Genomic DNA, 19,980 nt, shown 5'->3' on the forward strand with positions numbered 1-19,980 from the left:
GATGGTTAGAACATCGACGTCAGTGTTATTGTCTCTTATTCTAGTGGTGGTAACGATGCAAAGTTTCACGTTCGCGGCACCCGACTCTATGAACGGACAGGGGAACCAGATGATGCTGGCGAGCAACGGAAAAGGGAAATACGGGGTCTTCGTCAGCTCCAATGCCGATGCTCTTGAGCGCCATGCCGCTCAAGAGCTGGTAAATTACTTGACCCAGGTCACCGGAGCGCCTTTTCAGCTGTCCGAAGGTACGACTCCGCCGGCCGGTCCGCTATTTGTCGTCGGGAGAAACGCGTTGACCGAGAATCTCGTTCCGGAGCTGGCGGGAAATTCGCTTGGGGAGGACGGCTTTGTCATCCGCGCCGCGCAGCGGTACATCATCATTGCGGGCAGCGATCCGCGCGGAACGATGTATGGCGTCAACTATTTTCTGGATTATTATGTCGGGGTCAAATGGTATTCGCCCTCCTATACGTTCGTGCCGACCAACCCGAACTTGCGTCTCCGTGTCACGAACGACGTGCAGGTGCCGCGCTTTGAATACCGCGAAATGTACGTCAATGACGGCAATAATGAGCAATACCGCGCCCATAATTTACTGAACGGGAAGTATCGCGACCGGTCTATCCATGTTCCTCAGTCGGAGCCTTGGCTGGACAGCTGGTCCTCCTATTGGCCTTATGACGTGCACAACTTCAAAAAGATCGTGCCGCAAACTCCATATCACCACGGAAACCAACTGCTGGCGATGAATGAAAGCGTTCGCAGTATCGCGGCCGGCAATCTGGTCCAGCTCATTACCCAAAGGGTCAGTGAGGGAAAAGACGCTTCCTTCGGCTTCAGCCAAGAGGACACGACCTGGAATCCGGACCCGGACTCTCTGGCGTTCGCCAACCAGCATGGAGGCTCGCTTGCCGCGCCAGTTATGGATATGGTCGGCGATATTGCGACCCGGGTGAAGACGGAAATTCCGGATGCGCGGATCGGTACGCTTGCTTACATGTTTACAGAAGAGGCCCCGACCGGTATGACTTTGCCGGATAATGTGGTCATTACGTTCGCCCCGATCTATAAAGATCACGGCCGGGCGCTGAACGATCCCAAGAACAGCTTTTCCAAAGCGAATATCGAACAATGGGCGCAAATGTCGGACGATATTTTGTTTTGGGACTATATCATGGACTTTTCGGGCGGCGGCTATCTGATGCCTTATCCGAGTCTATATGCGATGAGCGAAACGATCCAGTATTTGGCGACTCTCCCTTCGGTCAAAGGTTACTTCGGAGAGCATATTGTCGGCAATACCGCACCGATCAGTACGGGACTTACCGATCTGCGCGCATGGGTCGGCGCCCGGCTGCTCTGGAATCCCGATCAGGATTACCGCGAGCTGATCGACGAATTTGTTAACGGGTATTACGGAGACGCCGCGCCGTACATCAGCCAGTACATTACGCTGCTGCATGAGGCGTTCGAGCAAAGCGATTCTACGCTTACGATCTCCACACCCATCACGTCTCCTTTTCTTTCGTTTGATCTGATGCGTCAAATCGACGGATTATTTGACCAGGCTGTGGCAGCGACGAACGATCCGGTATCGTTGAATCATGTGCAGCGGACGCGCATTGAGGTGGACTATACGATCCTGATGCGATACGTTGATTATAGGAGCGAAGCGCGCAAACGGAATATCCAATGGGACCCCGATTACGATAACCGGTACGCCCGGTTTAAAACGTACACGGCCGATATTATCAATTACAAGAGCAAGGGTACGATGGAATCGTTGTACCGCCTGATCGATATACGCCGGACGCTTCCGACGATCCCGGACTTTGTCAGCGGGTTGCCCGATTCGGATTGGATGGACTTCCAGGATCATATGTTCTGGCTATACGAACCTGCAGGGACGACGCTCGTAAGCGATGCGGCCGCTTCCGATCAAGCAGCGGCCAAGGTGAAGGGGAGCACGAATCAGTGGGCCATTCAATTGCACGATACGGTCCTGCCCCGCGAAGGCCAGTGGAAATTGTACGCGAACGTCCGTGTAGATCCGGGTACCGGCTCGCCCGGAACGACCGCATTTAACTTCGGCTTCAATTCGCCTTCGGGTGGAGGCCGGACGTCGATGGATTATGCGCATGTAGCCGACGGTGCGTACAGCTTCGTGGAATTTCCGTGGGTATACGAGTACAATCCGAACCAGCCCAACCGTTATTTCTGGCTGGCTCCGCCGAACTCCAGCGCCATCGCCAATCTGTACGTGGACCGGATCATCGCGGTCAGGCAATAAACGACGGAGGCAGCCGCAGGTAAATTTGCAGGCGCTTTCATAGTATCCAAGGGGGAAGCACAATGAAAATAAGAAAAGGCGCAGTTCTGCTGTCGCTATGCATCTTGGTGCAGGCAGGTCTGGTCGGTTGCTCGGGAGGCAGCGGCGGCAAGGCGGGAAACGAACAGCCAGGCAAGGGGGGGGAGCCGGCTGTTTCCCACGAACCGGTCACTCTTTCATTCAAATTGAACGTAGGGTCGATCACTTCGAAGGAAGGTTTTATGGCTGTATTCGGTGATAAAATCAAGGAGAAGTTTCCGCATGTGACACCTGAATTCATCGCGCCGGATATCACGCTTAAAGCGATTTTGGAAACTGGACAGCAACTGGATATTTATTACGACTCCTTCGCAAATACCCCTACGAATCTGCTTCAAAACGGGCTTCAATACGATCTGACTGGTCTGATGAAAGAGCACAAGTATGATTTGTCCCCGCTAGAGAAAACTTCTGTAGATGCGCAGCGCCAACTGGCGAGCGGGGGGATGTACGGACTTCCGGTTTCGATCGATTCGGTTGCGCTGATCTATAACAAAGGACTCTTCAATCAGTTCGGCCTTCCGGTTCCGAAGGACGGCATGACGATGGAGGAATTATACGACTTGACCCGCAGGATGAGCCGTCTGGTGGACGGCGTCCATTATTATGGTTTCGGCACTTCACTCGGCTTTGTGATGTCTTTGGACCCGCTTGCCCCGTCGTTTATCGATCCGGTGACCAATAAAGCGACGATGTCGTCAGAGAAATTCAAGCTGATCTTCCAGTCTTTGACCGGCTTATTTCAAGTACCGAACAACGAATACGACAAAACCACGCTGACTTATTCGGCTCAATTGAAGCTGTTCGGCGAACAGCGACTAGCGATGCTGCTTGGGCCCAATGCTTTGGGTACGCGATACTTCGCCGATAAGGACAAGACGCTGGACTGGGATTTGACCACCTATCCTACTTACAAGGAGGCGGCCAATACAGGACCTCAGAATGCGCCCGGCTATTTCTATGTGACATCCAACAGCAAGCATAAGGATGCGGCGTTTCAGGTTGCGGCCTACGTGACTTCACCGGAATTCCAGAAGCATCTGGCCCGTAAAGGATATGTGCCGGCGCTGCAAAACGCGGACACGGTGAATGAATTCGGCAAAGACCTTCCCTTTCTGAAAGATAAAAACGTGAAAGCCTTGTTTACGGCGAAACCGGCGCCAATAACGAGTCTGACGCGCTTCCAGGCAATAGCGCTGGCGGAAGTTCAGACAGCCTTCAACGACCTGCAGTGGAACGGAAAAGACATTAACACCGTACTTCGTGAAGCGGATGAACGCACGGATCAGAAAATTGCCGCCGAAATGAGTAAAAGCAAGTAACGGCTCTCTTTGCGGAGCGGCATGATTTTCGGTTTTCAGGATGGAGGAACATCATAAGATGGACAACACCACCGTTATATATGAGGCGGCGAAGGTAGGGGCCGCTCCGGCTCGCAGCCTGCCGGAACGAAAAAGGGTTCCCGCAGGCTGGTCGGCTGTACCGATTGGAGGTGCAGGCCACGAATTGAAATTAACGTGGGATGGCCCGGTCATGCAGCGGTTTCTGGACACCCTGCACCTGGCTGCAAGGCTGCGCATTACAATCGCTGTGGAAATGAGAGAAGTGTTGTTTGTTGAAGCGTACTTGCTCGATTCTGGAGAACGGCTGGGATCTTACGACATTCGCTACGCCTACGTATTTCAACCCTTTGAATTGCCGTTAACTCGTACACAGGTTCAAGCAGCGCTGCGGCAGGGCATCGGACTGCGGATCATCGAGACCGATTCGACTTTATGGGTGTTTGACGGCTTGAGTGCCGACGATAGCCGAAAGTTTTTCTCTCCTCATCTGATGCTGGCGGAGGAAGATCAGCGTATCCGGCAGTTCCGGCAACGGATGATGTCTCTGGACAGTTTGCAGCCTTTTGGCTGGCTGGAAGGATGCGTTCTCGACGGATTGTACGATATGCGCAGGGTGGGGGAAACGAATCGGGCCGAGCAAGTGATCGCCGGTCATTTGGATCAATATGTGAACGGTAACGGCCAATTGATTTACGAGGATCTGCACGGACTGCCGTCAGACGGGAGTTTTTCCGGAATCGAAAGCACCCTGCCGATCGCCGTTATCGCGAAGCTGACACCGGATCATCCGCTTGTAGGGCAGCTGGTTTCGTACTGGAACTCCCATCTTGTCGAAGAGAAAGGAATCCTCTCCGCGGAGACTTCCCTTACGGCGGAAGGCGCCTATACGATGGGGTATCCGATGGCGGTCATTGCGTCGAGACTCGGGAACGATCAGCTTGCGCAGACGGCTCTACGGCAGCTTTTGCTTCGCCGGAAGGCGCTTACGGACGGTCGCGACTTGTACGGCATCGTCTCAAGTAGCGGGCAAAAGCGGATTATGCGGAACTGGGCACGCTCCTACACCTGGTACATGCTCGGATTCGTCCGGACCTTTATGGAGCTTCAAGGTTCGCGGCGTTATGCCAAGCTGGCCGGTATGGAAGAGGTGTCGGCGGAATTCAGGCGTATGTCTGAAATTGCTTTATCACGGCGGGAGCCGGGAGGGCTGTGGTCTTGCTTTCTCGGGGAGCCGGAGACGGGCATCGAGACTTCCGGCTCGGCAGGGATTGCCGCCGCTTTGGCGCTCGGGGCGCGAGCCGGTGTGCTGCCGCACACAATGCTTGACGCAGCCCGGGAAGCGATGCAGGCACTGGAGACGTATTTGACGCCGGACGGGGTATTGCAGGGCGTCTGCCAGCATAATTGCGGGGGACTCCAGCTGCAGCGAGGGGGATACCGGGTTTTGTCGCAGATGGGGATGGGGTTGATGGCGCAGCTGTATGCGGCGGTTTACTCCGAACCCGAGCGGGGGACTGCACAACGTTAACCCTTCCCGAATGAATAAAAAACGAACTGCTGACGGGTAGCAGTTCGTTTTTTTTGTTGTCCGTTCAAGATTCGGCGTCCGTGGAGCGCTCGCTCCATGTTCTCCGGTATACCGAAGGGGAGACGCCCTTCAGATCGTTAAACACGCGCGAGAAGCTGGCGAACGAACGGAATCCGACCTCCATCGCGATGTCGGTTATCGTCATCCGGCTCGACTGGAGCAAGCTGCAAGCCTGGCGAATTCTCAGCTCGTGGATGAAGTCGATGAAGCTCGTGCCGAGATGACGCTTTAGCAGTTTGCTAAGATTCGGCACGCTGAAATGAAACAGCTTCGACAGCTCGGCGAGCGTTAACGGCTCCTGATAGTGCTGGTGGATGTAGTGAATGATTTCCCATATTGTCGAATGATCCGATCTGCGGGTTATGGCTGCCTCTATGGACGGTTCCGCCTGACAACGAATCCGGTCGAATCCGGCCAGCGCCTCGAACAGCATCGAGGTGAGCATCAGCCGTTTCCATCGCTCGTTCCGGCTATACTCCAGCTGCATCCGGTCGAACAAGGCGAGCATATCCCGGTACTGCTCGCGGCTGATCTGAACGAAAGGCGCGAGCTTCGTCTCGTCGTCATGCAGCAAGCAGTGGCCGAGCTCGCGATCGGGTGCGTTCAGCAGCAGTCCCATGTCGAAGTTGCATACGTAGAGCAGCAGATCCAGACCCTCTTCTGCATGAATCTCGTGGATTTGGTAGGGGAGAAGAAAGGTCATCGTCCCCGGTTCCAGCGTATGCGACACTCCGTTTACGAACTCGGTTCCTCTTCCTTCGACGACAAGGCAAAGCTCCAGGAAGTCGTGCCGGTGAGGGGGGATGTTATTATTTATTTTTTGGATAATGTAAAACGGAAACCCGTCTTTGTTCGGATAATCGGTTAGCACCGGCGGGAATACGGACGGCATGGGGGGCCCCCTTTGCTGCGTAATCAGTCTAGCTTCTGGTAGAATAAGAAGTTCGGTTTACAAAACGTACAGTGAAAATAATGAGAGGAATCGAAAAAATATAGGACGTATTCCAAAGTTAATCAAGTTATTCTGAATATAGCAAGAGGGAAAGCGCTTTAACAGGAGCTGCTATCTATCATAACACAGGGGGTTTTACTATGAAAAAAAGCTTATTAGCCGCCGCTGTCGTTCTGGCCGCCGCATCGGTCTCCGGCTGCGGAACCGGCGGAACAAGCGGGGAGCAGGGGCAGCAGTCGGCGGCGGTACCCGGCGATAAACCGGTAGAGCTTGTATTTACCGGTATCCCGATCACGGAAGAAGAGTTCCAGGAACAATTCGGCAAGCCGATTCGCGAGAAATATCCGCACATTTCTACGAAATACATTGTGCCGGGGAAAGGCACGGAATTGAAAGATCTGGTAGCCGCCGGGACGATTCCCGACGTGTATATGACCGCCAGAGTTAATTTGCCGATGTTTCTGGATTTGAAGCTCGGTCAAAATCTGGACGAATGGATTAAGAAGTATAATTTCGATCTGAACAGGCTGGAACCGAATGCGGTGCAGGCCATGCGTGATATGACGGCGGATCAGATGGTTTTCGGGATTCCTTACCAAAATGCCTCCTTGGGTTACGTGCTTTATTACAACAAAGACATTTTCGATAAATTCGGAGTTCCGTATCCGAAGGACGGCATGACCTGGGACGAGACGTACGAGCTCGCCAAAAGGCTTACCCGGGTCGAGGACGGCGTGCAGATCAGGGGATTAAGCGCCAACTGGTCGAATATTTTCGTGATCAATAATCAGCTTTCCTTGCTGGCATTGGATGGCAACGATAAGGCGGTCATCAACACGGATTCCTGGAAAATGGTGTTTAATAACGTGAAACGGTTTTATGAAATTCCGGGCAACCACGTCACGAAGGACACGCTCTCGGATCAGATTCAAGAACGCGATTTCCTTACCGGAACCGTAGCGATGACGGTAGGCGGTGGAGCGGCTGCAGCCGCGGATAAAGCGATCAACTTCGATTACGTGGCGCTTCCGACTTATCCGGAGGCTCCGGGTATGGGCACGAAGACGTCGGGAAGATACTTGTTGCCCACGAGTACGAGCAAGCATAAGGAAGATGTGTTTAAAGCGATCACCGTCATCACCTCCGACGAGTTTCAAATGAACGCGTCCAAGGATGGACGGGCAACGGCTTTGCAAAATAAAGAGATTCAAAAAGCGTATATGCAAAACAATCCGAAATTAAAGGACAAGAACAATTTCGCTTATTTCTACAATAAGTCTGCGTCTGCCCCGAAGATCAATCCGGAGCTGATCGGCATTAATGAATTCCATTTCGCCGCCGGGGAATTGTCGAAAGTGATATTGGGCGAGAGCGATGTGGCAACGGCTCTACGTACAGCTGACGAGAAGCTGAACCAGGCTGTGGAGGCTAAAAAGAAACAGTAAGCATCCGCGGCAAGAAGCGAAAGTGGGGATGAAGGATGAACCTGCAGCGTCCAAGCTACGGCGAATTGTTGAAGTTGAAAAGATGGAATACGCCGACCATCTACAATGGCTGGGAAGCGATCACGGAGCATGACATTACGACGGGGTTCAATCGGGAGGAAACGCGGGATTATATGCCGCAGATGGGACCGATGGCCGGTTATGCCGTAACGGTACAGATCGAGCCCGGGAACCCGGCGCATCCGCAAAGCAATCCGAATGCGTGGAGCGAATACCGGCACTACGTGGCAAGCCGCCCCGGTCCCAAAATCGTTGTCGTTCAGGATTTGGATGCACCCCGGGTAATCGGAGCGTTCTGGGGAGAGGTGAACAGCAATATTCACCGCGCTTTAGGATGCGTCGGTACGATCACGGACGGTGCGATCCGCGATCTCGATGAAATGACGAACGCCGGCTTCAAGGCGATCGCCCGCAGATTGTGTGTCGGTCATGCCTATAGCACGCCGGTCCGCTGGGGCTGTGAGGTTGAAGTATTTGGTTGTACGGTTAGGCCGGGCCAGCTCATTCATGCGGATAAACACGGCTTCCTCGTCATTCCGGAGGAAGATGAGCGCCGGTTGTTGGAAGCCGCCCGCTTCATGGACGATAATGAGTGCGATACGCTGATCCCCGCGGCCAGAAGTGGAGCCGGCAAGTCCGCCGGGGAGCTGCTTCAGGCAATCGATGCCGCGGGCGGCGAGTTCGGTCTCCGGACCAAGCAGGCTTACAGGAAATCCGGAGAATGGTAAGACGATTCAGCAACTAAAAAAAACAGAGACGGGATAGATAGGTGAGAGCATGCTGGCTTTAGAACGATTTCAAGGTATTATTCCGGCAATCCTTACGCCCTATGACGAATCGGGAAATGTAAGCGAGCGGGCGACCCGCCAGCTTGTCCGGCATTTGCTGGGGAAGCGGGTCGACGGGTTTTATGTAGGCGGAAGTACGGGAGAAGGGTTTCTATTATCCGCCGGGGAACGCGAATTGTTATTGGAAGTGATTATAGACGAAGTCCGCGGAACCGTACCGGTCATCGCCCATGTCGGCGCAATGGACACGGATACCAGCGTCAAGCTGACCAAACATGCGGCGCGGGCCGGAGCCGATGCGGTGTCGTCGGTTGCCCCTTTTTATTACAAGCACGGTGCGGAGCAGGTTCGCGGCCACTATCTCGATATTGCGCAGGCGTCGGACCTTCCGCTGATCCTGTACCATTTCCCCGCGATGACGGGCGTTCAATCGACGGTGCGGTTTTACGAGGAGTTATCCAAGGTGGACAATATCGCCGGAGTGAAGTTCACGTCCAAAGATACGTTTGAGCTGCAGCAACTGATCGAAGCGTGCGGGCCGGACTTCCGTGTCTTCAACGGTCCGGACGAATGTCTGCTGGCCGGGCTCGCGGTCGGCTGCTGCGGCGCGATCGGAAGCACGTATAACATCATGCCGAAATTGTTCACACAGCTGTACTCGAAGTTCAAGGCGGGGGACATGGCCGAGGCGCTCCGGCTGCAGGCGAAAGCGAACCGGGTGATCGCCGAGCTGCTGAAATACGATTTTATCGCCTTCGAGCGGGAAATTTTGCGGCTGCAAGGCATCGACACAGGGCGGCCGAGAAAGCCGATTCAGCAACTAACGGAGGAAGAACGGCAGCAGATCCGTCTGTTTGCGCAGCAGTTCGATTTTTTGGGAGTGAAGGATTAAGGAGCTGAAGCTTATGTCGAATACAGGGATTCAATATGTAGTAGTCGCCGAATCCGGAGCCGGCAATCCGCGTAACGATACGGCGAGTATCGTGGCGCTAAAGGACGGGCGCTTGATGCTCGTATGGCATAAATACGAGGAGGGGCCGGGGGGAGGCAGCGATTTCGGATTGTGCCGCATCTACTCCAAAACTTCGGCTGACGGCGGGATCACCTGGGACGGGGAACGAATGCTCGTCGACGTATCGCCGGGCGATCATAATGTGCAAGCTCCGGGCTTGTCCCGGCTGCCTTCCGGCGACTTGCTGCTGCACTGTCTGCGCGGGCATCACGGCGCGAGCAGCTCGAGTATGATCCTGTTCCGGTCCTCGGACGAAGGAGAGACTTGGCAGGAAGCGGGAGCCATATGGGAGCGGAGCGCGGGACAATGGCTGCAGGGCGGAGCCAACCATATGAACGTATTAAGCAATGGCCGTCTGCTGCTGCCGTATCATTTCGGTACGGGGCATCAGGGAGGCCAGCACAATACGATCAGCTGCTTCTTAAGCGACGATGACGGGGTGAACTGGCGGCGGGCGAGCACGGTTCTGGATTTGCCGATGAGAGGCGCTATGGAGGCGTCTGTGGCCGAAGGGGACGGCGGGCAGTTGCTCATGTCGATCCGTACGCAGCTGGGTGCGGTGTTCCTGTCGCGCTCCGAGGATTACGGAGAGACTTGGTCGATGCCGCAAACTTCCGGCTTGCACGCTCCGGAATCGTGTACGTGTCTGCGGCGAATACCGGGCACTTGCGATCTGGTGCTGTTTTACAATGCCAGCAAGTACGATCCGACCAGACATCACTACGGACTGCGCACGCCTCTGACCGCCGCCTTGTCCCGCGACGGCGGAGCGACATGGAGCAAGGTCGGGGATATTGAGACGGGGCCGTACGAGTATATGAACGTAAACTGCATGATGACCGAGAAGGGGGATGCGCTGCTCACCTACGCAAAGGTGGAGGACCCGCAATTGATCCGGCGTGATCCGGCGCTTCCTTTCCAGCGGAAAGGGATGGACCTGTGCCTCGCTTTGATCGACCGGGAATGGTTTGGCGGGTAACATGTTAGTTCTGCGAGGGTTATAACGGATAATCGTCTTGTTGCTTGCGTAATGGGAAAATACCGAAAAACCGCTCAGGCTGATGTTCAGCGCCGGGCGGTTTTCTTTGTTTGCTGTCTGCCCGTTTGTGGTTGTTAACTTTGTTTCTCGTTGATGCGGGTCACATTGACTTTGTGTATGCTTTTGGATTCGCTATGCATATCTGCAATAAAGATCAGTTGATAAGGCGCTAAATTGTAAATCAGGTAGTAGCCGCCGTATGCTTCGCCCACATACTCGATGTCGGGATTCCCCAATGCCAGCTTTACGTCCTCAGCTGTCATCCGGATCTGCAAAAACTCGGCAGTCACTGAAATTTTATTAAGCGTGGTTTCCGGCTTCAGAACATTAAGCCCGTCCGAACAGGAGTCATGATGAAAATAAAAAGCGCCTTCTGTCCGGGTATGACCATACGAATACGTCAAGCATTCTTCGTTCGAGATGCCTTCCGGCTCGCCATAGGTTTGAGCAATCTCTTGAAAAGTCGAACCCAGCGGCAGTTTGATTTCTTTCATTCGGCCTTGGAGGGCTGCTTTTTTTATGTCCTGAATCGACTTCAGCTTCAACGAAGCGCTCTCCTGATGTCCAGGCCCAGCTGTATCCGGCTGCATATGCATCGTACAGCCAAACAATAGACCGGCTATCGCTAGCCATAGGAACCAAATGTATGATCTTCTCATCCAATCCCCCGCAAACTCCACCCATATGGAAGGTATTCTCTATTATTAAAACACGGGAATACAAAGGCAGGTTGCAGATTAGCGTGTAAAAGACTACAAAGTCCATTGACAGAAAGCGGAAGCCGGTTTACATTGAGGTTACCGGTAACCTCAAAGGAGGATTTCAATGAGTCAAATGAACGAAAAGCTAACTTATATAAAGCCGGCCAGAAGCTGGGTCGAGGGGCTGCCGATCGGCAACGGCAGGCTGGGAGGCATGATATTCGGCCGGACGGCCGAGGAGCGGATTCAGCTTAATGAGGATTCCGTCTGGTACGGCGGTCCGAAGCAGCGGGACAACCCGGAGGCGATCCGACATCTTGGGGACATTCGCCGCCTGTTGTTCGAAGGCAAACCGAAGGAAGCGGAGCGTCTCGCCAGAATCACGATGAGCTCGATGCCGCATCATTTTGCCCCGTATCAGACGCTTGGCGATTTGTCTCTGTTCTTCGAAGGGGTGGAGAAGGACGTTCAGGACTACAAGCGGGAGCTGGATCTGGCGCGCGGCGCGGCGGTTGTCGAATTTGTCAGCGGAGCGGCAGCATTTCGGAGGGTCCAATTCTCAAGTGCCGTTGACCAGGTTATCGTAATTCGGCTTACTGCCGGTGCACCAGGGGCACTTACCTTTACAGCGGACTTGAACCGGCGGCCGTTCGACGGGGAGATCTCGCTGATCGGATCGGATACAATTGCGATGGGCGGACAATGCGGTCCGGACGGCGTCGTTTACTCCGTCGTATTGAAAGCGGTTGCCGAAGGGGGGAGCGTCCATACGATCGGCGGCGTTGTGTCGGTGGAAGGGGCGGATTCCGTTACTTTGCTGGTGGCGGCCCAGACGACGTTTCGGTGCGGTGATCCGCGCGGGCTGTGCCTTGAGCAAGTGGAGGCCGCGGCACGGAAAGGTTATGACGCGCTGCTTCGCGATCACCAGGACGATCACCGCTCGCTGTTTGACAGAGTGGGGCTTGAGCTGGACGACGGGCAGTCGGAGGAGACGGCGGACCTGCCGACTGACGAACGGCTTCGCCGCGTGCGGGAAGGCGGAAGGGACATCGGGTTGGAATCATTATTTTTTCAATACGGACGTTACCTGCTTATGGCCAGCTCCAGACCGGGCTCTCTGCCCGCCAACCTGCAAGGGATCTGGAATGAGAGCCATACGCCGCCTTGGGAGGCCGATTACCATATCAATATCAACCTGCAGATGAATTACTGGCCGGCGGAGGTCACCGGACTGGCCGAATGCCATGAGCCGTTGTTCGATCTGCTGGACCGGCTTCGGGAGAACGGGCGGCGTACGGCTCAAATCGTATATGGAGCCGAAGGCTTCGTCGCTCATCACGCCACCGACCTGTGGGCGGATACTGCCATTCAAGGCACGTACATTCCGGCCGTGTACTGGCCGACGGGCGGTGCGTGGCTGGCGCTGCACGCTTGGGAGCATTACCGGTTCGGCTTGTCCGAGTCGTTCCTTGCGGAGCGGGCATACCCGGTTATGAAGGACGCTGCGTTGTTTTTCCTGGACTTTCTGATCGAGGATGATCAAGGCCGGCTCGTAACCGCTCCTTCCTTGTCTCCGGAGAACCAATACCGGCTGCCGAACGGCAACACCGGATGTATGTGCGTCGGGCCGTCGATGGATACGCAAATTGTGCGCGCCTTGTTTACAGGCTGCGTGGAAGCATCTGTGCGGCTGGGCATTGACGGGGATTTTCGAATGCGGCTAGCGGAGGCGCTGGGCAAGCTTCCGGAGCCGGCGATCGGCCGTCACGGTCAAATTATGGAGTGGGCGGACGATTACGAGGAGGTTGAGCCCGGTCATCGGCATATCTCTCATCTGTTCGCGCTGCACCCCGGCGAGCAGATTACGCTTCGGGGTACTCCGGAGCTGGCCGAGGCGGCGCGCATCACCCTGGAGCGGCGGCTGAAGCATGGCGGCGGCCATACGGGCTGGAGCCGGGCTTGGATTATTCACTTTATGGCTCGTCTTGAAGACGGAGAGCAAGCGTACGACAACTATGCGGCTCTGCTTAGACACTCGGTTCATCCGAATTTGTTCGGCGATCACCCGCCGTTCCAGATCGATGCGAATTTCGGCGGAACGTCTGCGGTTGCCGAGATGCTGCTGCAGTCGCACGGCGGAGAGCTGCGGCTGCTGCCGGCGCTGCCTGCGGCATGGCCCGGCGGGCGTGTCCGCGGACTGCGGGCAAGAGGCGGCTTCGAGGTCGATATCGAGTGGAGCGAGGGCAAGCTGACCCGGGCCGCCATCCGTTCGAGGAGCGGAGGCTTGTGCGTTGTCCGCAGCGATACCCGGTTGGTTGTGAGGGACGCGGAGCGTCCGGGCGGCGTGCTGGCGCAAGGCGGGACGCTTGTCCGCTTCGAGACGAAGGCGGGGCATAGCTACACGTTGAGCTGCGGCGATTAAGGCAGGCGGGGGGCGGGCGGTTTGGCGGTTCGCCTTTCGTGCTTGCATCGGGATAGGGAAGCTCTGCACCGTATGAAAATGGGACGGGAGGCTAACTTGTTTGAGCCCAAAATGGTTTAGGCGAAGTAAAGGCTGCCCTAGCTGCACAGATAGGCTCACTGCTGTTGTGGTGCGTCTGTGTATGGGGGGAGGCTGGAGCCGGATAAGAGTTGTTTGTACGTCATAATTTGTCTGAAACCGTCTTGGTTGGGGGAATAAGAGCGGTTTGGGGAGCCTAATTTCCGCGAGATCAGTGCAGAGCCGGTCAACTGGTTGAAATAAGAGGTACAAACCGCCTTTATTCGCTTCTGTTTGCCTAATATGCTGAAAATAGAAGCTGCAAAAAACTCTTATTGCTTTTTGGAGAGCCAGTCACGGGTATGAACACCCATAAAAGAAGCGCCCATGTAACGCTTTCCCAGTTGTTAAAGCCCTGCGGGGCTTTTTTCTTTTTCGGGAAATGTTTTATCTTTCCATGCGATTGAAGTGATAATTGCGTTTAAATAGCCGTGTCGGTAACATAAGTCGCGGTGCGGAGCGTTTGGCTCGTAAGGCTGAAAGCGCATTAATTCGTTACAGGGGCGTTCTACCAGGCGAATAAAGCCGACGGCGAATGCGCGTTACATGTAAGCGGTTGCGAAATGTTCCGGCTTTCAAACCTGTTCCGATAAGGAGTGATGTCAACGCGGCCAGCCGAAGGTGAGTGTGCGTAATAAGGAAGCTGTATCGGCAGTTTCCGGTGTGTAAGGCATGGAACTATCGAGAAGGAGGTTCTTTTATGCGTTGGAAATCCAAAATGACCGGATTGCTCGTATTCGTCATGGTGGTGGCGCTGCTGCCGTTCGGACCGGCCTATGCGGCCGGAGATCCGGGAGGGTCTGCGGGGGATACCGTAACCAACCTGGTGTACAACAAGCAGCCGGTATTGTCGGTCGAATCCGGGGATGCGGCCGTTCGGACCAGCGAGCAGGCGAAGGTGAAGTTTTTGACGGACAGCTTGCTGGGTACCGGGGATTGGGGCAAAGAGGGCTCGACCCGGTATGCCAGCTTTTTCCGCAACATCGGCAGAAGCCTGGTCATCGATCTCGGTCAGCCGTCCACGCTTCGGGAAGTGAACGTGCGGGCGCTTGACGACCCTTCCGCCGGGATCTACAAGCCCGACTATCTAGCCGTATCGGTATCGAACGATGACGGGCAGTCGTGGCATTTTCTCGGGAAAATTCCGAACAGCGCGGCGGTGAAGCTCGACGCGAAGCAGTATGTGTATACGCTCGGAGGACTGAACGTCAAAGCTTCGAAAATCAAAATCAGCTTCGAGGTTGACGTCTTTATTTTCCTCGATGAGATTGAGGCGCTTGGTCTGACACAGGTAGCTGCAGACGCCGTTGTTCCGGCCGGACCGGACTTCAGCCCGTATCTGCCTAACGAGGAGCACAAGTTTCCGGCCCCCGGCTCGGCCCAGGTAGGAGGTTTGAAGCACGAGTATTTGCTGTACGGAGGCTGGCATACGAACGGCACTGTGTATTTGCCGAGGACGTATCAGGATATGCTGCCGGTTGTCGCATACATTGACGGCGACGGGGTGATTCAGGATTGGTTTTACGACACGATCCTGTTCATGAACTATGCGACCAGCTCCCAAAATCGCTCGTATATCAGTGCGAGTACGGTGACCTCCGCCGCCTACGCCTCGAATAAGGAGGACTGGCAGGAGTACGCCGACCTGCTGTTCAAGCCGGACGTTCAGCTTGCCGCTTTGGAGCAAGCGGTTGCGGACGTCAAGACGAAGCTGAACCAGCCGGATTACAAGTACAAAGTATATATCTCCATTCCGAAGGCGCTTCCGATCCAAAACCATTTCGGGGTCGTCAACGGCAAAACGCTCAATTTCGACCATAACGCCGTTGGAGACGATCAAGCGCTGGACAATCGGATGGCTGCCGTGAAATGGTATGTCGATCTGTTGATGCAGAAATGGGAAGCCGCCGGCTTCAAACATTTGTCGCTTGAGGGCTTTTACTGGTACGACGAGGCGGTACATAATTATGCGAGCAACCGGGAAGAAGAGCTGGTGAAGCAATCGACGGCCTACGTACACGCGAAAGGCAAAAAGATTCACTGGATTCCGTTTTATCAGGCGGCGGGAGCGTTCCGCTGGAAGGAGCTTGGCTTCGACTTCGCTTTTATCCAGCCGAACTACGCTTTCTACACCAGCCCGAAAACAAGACCGACGGATACGGCGGATCTTGCGAAACGGTTCGGACTCGGCGTGGAGATGGAAGTGCACCATAACATTTTCAGAGACGAGGCACTGCGGACGAAGTTTTACGATTATCTGGACCAGGGCGTCACAGCCGCATATATGAAAGAGTCGGCGCTCGCCTGGTATTGGGCGACCGATACGTTCCAGCTTGCTTATAAGAGTAAGGTTGCAAGAGACCGGAAAATTTATGAGGACACCTATAATTTCGTAAAAGGCACGTATCCGGACAAGTATGTTCCGCCTGTTATCGAAAACCCGGGCAATAACCCGGATGACGGTACGGACGACACGCCGGGCAGCGGACCGGTTAGCGGAGGCTCCGGCCCCGGACCTGGATCTGGACCTGGACCGGTGACGGTTCAGCCTTCGACTCCGGATGGGGAACGGCAGACGATTGGCCGGGAGCAGCTTGGCGGCAGCCGGGACGGACAAGTGACGATTCAACTGCCGGCCGGCGTCCGCGAGGCAGTCCTGCCGGCTGACGAACTTGCGAAGCTGGGGGACGAACGGCTGGTGTTGCATTTCGGAGCCGCTTCGGTACTAGTGCCGGCTGCGGTTCTGAAGCAGATTACGGAGCTCGCAGCGGACGGTAACGGTGCGAGAGCGGAAGCGATCGTTACGGCGCGTCCGGTTGCTGCCGACCAAGCCGGTGACAAAAAGCCGGCTGGAGCAAGCGGAGGGCTGGCTGTCACTGCGGCGGGCGACCTGTACGAATTCGCGATCACGATCGTACCGGCCGGCGGCCAAACGTCGGTAGAACTGGACCGGTTCAGTGAACCGGTTAACGTCGAAGTGCCGTACCGCAAAGGAGCGGTAAACGAAAACCTGATCGGTTTGTATGTATACAATGAAAGCACTAAGGAATGGGACTATGTCGGCGGCAGGGCCGATGCGAGCAAAGGTGTCGTGACCGCCGCGCTGAATCACTTCAGCACGTATGCCGTTCTGGAATATGACAAGACGTTTGCCGATGTCGGCAAAACGGATTGGGCGTATGAAGCGATCCGGAGCTTGTCGGCGAAACATCTGGTCGAAGGGGTGTCGGCTCGCGCCTTCGAACCGTCCCGCAGCGTGACGCGCGCCGAGTTTGCGACGCTGCTCGTGCGGATGCTCGGACTTACGAAGGACGCTTCCGGAGCCGCTCCGGCGTTCGCGTTCGCGGATGTAACGCGGTCCGACTGGCATTACGACGCGATTGCGGCGGCCTCCGACGCCGGATTGATTCAGGGCCGATCGGCTGACGCGTTCAAGCCGCAAGCTACGATCTCCAGAGAGGAGATGGCGGCGCTGATGGTGCGGGCGTACGCGTACGCGTCGGGCACACGGCCGGCCGGCACGGCAGCCGAGCGGTATTCGGATGAGTCGGATATTTCCGAATGGGCGCGCGCAGACGTATATGCCGCCTCGGAAGCCGGCTTGATGCAGGGCACGGGTGACGAGCGGTTCGCAGCGAAGTCGGCTGTAACCCGGGCGGAAGCCGTACAGGCGATCTACAATTTGGTGAAGCAGCGTTAAAGAGTAACGAAACCGCAGCGCCTCGAGCCGTAGTAGCTCGAAGCGCTGCGGTTTTTTTTGAGCTCGGAGAGGAGAGTCGAACGTCGCTGCCTGCATTTGGATTGTAAAACAAATTTTCATGATATATTTTTAATATTGAAATATTATTTCAGAGTGTTATAATGGGGCTGTGGTTGAAATAAGGTTTACGAGCGTTAGGAATTGCACAAACTAGGAAGCGGAATTTTTCGGAAAACAGAAACGATGTAAGCGATACCAAGAAGATAACGAATGGAGGTCGTTCAATTGGAACGTCTCACGCGGCATCCTTCCGTGATAACCGGAGCCGATCGGCTGCAAGATTCGGCGGAAGCTTATCTGGGCGGAAAACGAATCGGACTGTTAACGAATCCGACAGGAATCACTACACATTTTCGTTCTACGATCGACGTATGCGCCGGTGTATCCTCGGCCCAGTTGACCGCCTTGTTCGCGTGCGAGCACGGCATTCGGGGAGAGCGGCAGGCCGGGGTTTATTTCGAAGACGAGCCGGACCCGGGTCTTGGCATTACGGTATTCAGCCTCTACGGCACACACCGGGCTCCGACTGCGGAGATGCTCGAATCTTTGGACGCCGTCGTATTTGATATTCAAGATTTGGGCGTAAGATTTTATACGTACTTAACGACGCTGGTGTATACAATGCAGGCTTGTGCCAAGGCGGGCAAGGAACTGATCGTATTGGACCGGCCGAATCCGCTTGGCGGACGGACGGTAGAGGGAGGCGTCCTGCGAGACGGCTACCAGTCGATGGTTGGCGTCTGGCAGGTTCCGTTCCGGACCGGCATGACGATCGGGGAATTCGCCAAGCTCGTGAACGACCAATCGGAGCCGAAATGCCGGTTGACTGTTGTTCCGCTCGAAGGCTGGACCCGGGATATGGAATTCCCGGAGACGGGGCAGCCGTGGATCATGCCTTCTCCGAACATGCCGACGATGGATACCGTGCGCGTCTACTCGGGCACTTGTCTGTTCGAGGGAACGAATCTCTCGGAGGGGAGGGGAACGACGAAACCGTTCGAAATGATCGGCGCCCCCTGGCTGGACGGCAAAGCGACGGCCGAGGCGATGAACCGGCACGGATTGCCCGGCGTTGTCTTTCATCCGGTATATTTTACCCCCATGTTCTCCAAACATAAGGGAGAGTTGTGCGGCGGCGTTCAAGTGCATGTGACCGATCGGGCGGAGTACCGGGCTGTACGGACCGGGTTGTATTTGCTGAAGCAGGTACAGGACCTGCATGCGGACCATTTCGAATGGCTGCCGCCCTATAAGGAAGGCTCCAAGCCATTCATCGACTTGTTAACCGGCAACGACCGGGTAAGGCTGACACTGCACGAATCGTCCGCCGAACGGATCACGGACGACTGGGACCGGGAAGCCGCCGAATGGTCGAAAACCCGGGAAGCTTATTTGATCTACGAGTAATTGGCAAAGGAGAATCTGAGATGACGTCAATCGTCTACCGTTATTACGAGTCCGGCGACGAAGCGGCTATCGTCAAGCTGTGGAACGAATGTTTACGCCACGATCCGGTAACGCCGCTAAGGTTCCGCAATATGGTGCTGCTCGACGGCAACTTTGACCCGGAAGGACTGCGTCTGGCGTTTGAAGGAAAGCAGCTCGTAGGGGCCGTGTACAGCTTGCGCAGATTGCTGCCAATGATCGGAACGGAGCTGGAGCCGGACAACGGGTGGATCACGTTTTTCTTCGTAGCCCCCGAGATGCGCCGTCAAGGCGTCGGAACCCGGCTCATGCAGGATGCATTCGAATTTTTGGCGGCGCGGGGCTGCAAGCAGGTGTTTTTCTCGTCGTATGCTCCGAACTATTTCGTACCGGGCGTCGATGAAGAGAGCTATCCGGAAGGGTATGCGTTTTTGACGGCACAAGGCTTTGCCCGCTTGTACTCGCCGGTTGCGATGGATTATTCGCTCGTCCGTTATGCGTATCCGCAAGAGGTGAAGGCGCTCAAGCGCGAAAGAGAACGGGAGGGCTACGAGTTTGGTTTGGCCCAGGACCGGGATCTGATCGAAGTGATCAAGCTGGCTGCGGATGTGTTTAACCCCGATTGGGGCCGGGCGATCCGTGAAGGGCTGCTGCGGGGACTGCCGATGACCGCGATCCATGTCGTCCGGCATGAGGGAAAGCTGGTCGGGTTTTGTATGCACGGCGGCTACGAGGGCGTCCGCGAAAGATTTGGTCCGTTCGGCGTCGATCCGTCACAGCAGGGCAAAGGGCTCGGCAAAATACTGCTGCACGACTGCCTTGCCAACATGCGCGCACAAGGGCTGCACGGCGCCTGGTTTTTATGGACCGGGGAGGCGACGGCGGCCGGCCAGCTGTATATGAAGCTCGGCTTCAAGATTACGCGGCGGTTTCATGTGTGCAAGAAAATATTGTAGA

At 55.5% G+C, this 19,980-nt stretch carries 13 protein-coding genes; 11 read left to right on the forward strand and 2 right to left on the reverse strand.

The annotated features are described in order from the left end of the window. Position 1 precedes the first annotated feature (1 nt). From IDH45_RS15030 to IDH45_RS15040, 3 genes are all read left to right on the forward strand, one after another. The gene (locus IDH45_RS15030) at positions 2–2,293 is read left to right on the forward strand and encodes a DUF4838 domain-containing protein (protein WP_190928939.1); all 2,292 of its coding nucleotides are present in this window, start codon (positions 2–4) and stop codon (positions 2,291–2,293) included. A 62-nt stretch (positions 2,294–2,355) separates the two neighbouring features. After that, positions 2,356–3,693 (forward strand): ABC transporter substrate-binding protein, encoded by a 1,338-nt coding sequence (locus tag IDH45_RS15035; RefSeq protein ID WP_190928940.1) that lies wholly within the window; start codon positions 2,356–2,358, stop codon positions 3,691–3,693. Between the two features lie 58 nt (positions 3,694–3,751). Further along, on the forward strand, positions 3,752–5,242 hold the full coding sequence (locus IDH45_RS15040) for a glycoside hydrolase family 88 protein (protein ID WP_190928941.1): 1,491 nt from the start codon (positions 3,752–3,754) through the stop codon (positions 5,240–5,242). Between the two features lie 64 nt (positions 5,243–5,306). Here the strand turns inward: IDH45_RS15040 and IDH45_RS15045 are convergent, their stop codons facing one another. Next, positions 5,307–6,194, reverse strand: coding sequence for an AraC family transcriptional regulator (locus IDH45_RS15045; RefSeq protein ID WP_190928942.1), 888 nt, complete (start codon positions 6,192–6,194; stop codon positions 5,307–5,309). A 200-nt stretch (positions 6,195–6,394) separates the two neighbouring features. Here IDH45_RS15045 and IDH45_RS15050 point away from each other — a divergent pair, with 200 nt between their 5' ends. From IDH45_RS15050 to IDH45_RS15065, 4 genes are read left to right on the forward strand one after another with little or no spacing between them, the layout of a single operon-like run. Then, complete coding sequence (locus IDH45_RS15050; protein WP_190928943.1) at positions 6,395–7,699, forward strand: ABC transporter substrate-binding protein; 1,305 nt, start codon at positions 6,395–6,397, stop codon at positions 7,697–7,699. Positions 7,700–7,734: 35 nt separating this feature from the next. Then, positions 7,735–8,487 carry an RraA family protein gene (locus IDH45_RS15055; RefSeq protein ID WP_190928944.1) on the forward strand — a complete coding sequence of 251 codons (753 nt, stop codon included), beginning with the start codon at positions 7,735–7,737 and terminating at the stop codon, positions 8,485–8,487. A 49-nt stretch (positions 8,488–8,536) separates the two neighbouring features. Further along, positions 8,537–9,439, forward strand: coding sequence for an N-acetylneuraminate lyase (locus IDH45_RS15060; protein WP_190928945.1), 903 nt, complete (start codon positions 8,537–8,539; stop codon positions 9,437–9,439). Positions 9,440–9,452: 13 nt separating this feature from the next. After that, the gene (locus IDH45_RS15065; protein WP_190928946.1) at positions 9,453–10,538 is read left to right on the forward strand and encodes a sialidase family protein; all 1,086 of its coding nucleotides are present in this window, start codon (positions 9,453–9,455) and stop codon (positions 10,536–10,538) included. Between the two features lie 134 nt (positions 10,539–10,672). Here the strand turns inward: IDH45_RS15065 and IDH45_RS15070 are convergent, their stop codons facing one another. Beyond that, on the reverse strand, positions 10,673–11,143 hold the full coding sequence (locus IDH45_RS15070) for a DUF4309 domain-containing protein (RefSeq protein WP_190928947.1): 471 nt from the start codon (positions 11,141–11,143) through the stop codon (positions 10,673–10,675). A 280-nt stretch (positions 11,144–11,423) separates the two neighbouring features. On the opposite strand from IDH45_RS15070, the gene IDH45_RS15075 reads away from it, so the two are divergent. From IDH45_RS15075 to IDH45_RS15090, 4 genes are all read left to right on the forward strand, one after another. Continuing rightward, positions 11,424–13,721, forward strand: a complete 2,298-nt coding sequence (locus IDH45_RS15075; RefSeq protein WP_190928948.1) for a glycoside hydrolase family 95 protein — start codon at positions 11,424–11,426, stop codon at positions 13,719–13,721. Positions 13,722–14,538: 817 nt separating this feature from the next. Continuing rightward, positions 14,539–17,538: a DUF4855 domain-containing protein gene (locus IDH45_RS15080; RefSeq protein WP_190928949.1), complete on the forward strand. Its 3,000-nt coding sequence runs from the start codon at positions 14,539–14,541 to the stop codon at positions 17,536–17,538. A 285-nt stretch (positions 17,539–17,823) separates the two neighbouring features. Next, positions 17,824–19,005 (forward strand): exo-beta-N-acetylmuramidase NamZ family protein, encoded by a 1,182-nt coding sequence (locus IDH45_RS15085; RefSeq protein ID WP_223836680.1) that lies wholly within the window; start codon positions 17,824–17,826, stop codon positions 19,003–19,005. A gap of 20 nt (positions 19,006–19,025) precedes the next feature. Further along, positions 19,026–19,979, forward strand: coding sequence for a GNAT family N-acetyltransferase (locus IDH45_RS15090; RefSeq protein ID WP_190928951.1), 954 nt, complete (start codon positions 19,026–19,028; stop codon positions 19,977–19,979). Position 19,980: the final 1 nt, after the last annotated feature.

The sequence above is a fragment of the Paenibacillus oceani genome (genome assembly GCF_014705615.1).
GTDB classification, from domain to species: domain Bacteria; phylum Bacillota; class Bacilli; order Paenibacillales; family NBRC-103111; genus Paenibacillus_AB; species Paenibacillus_AB oceani.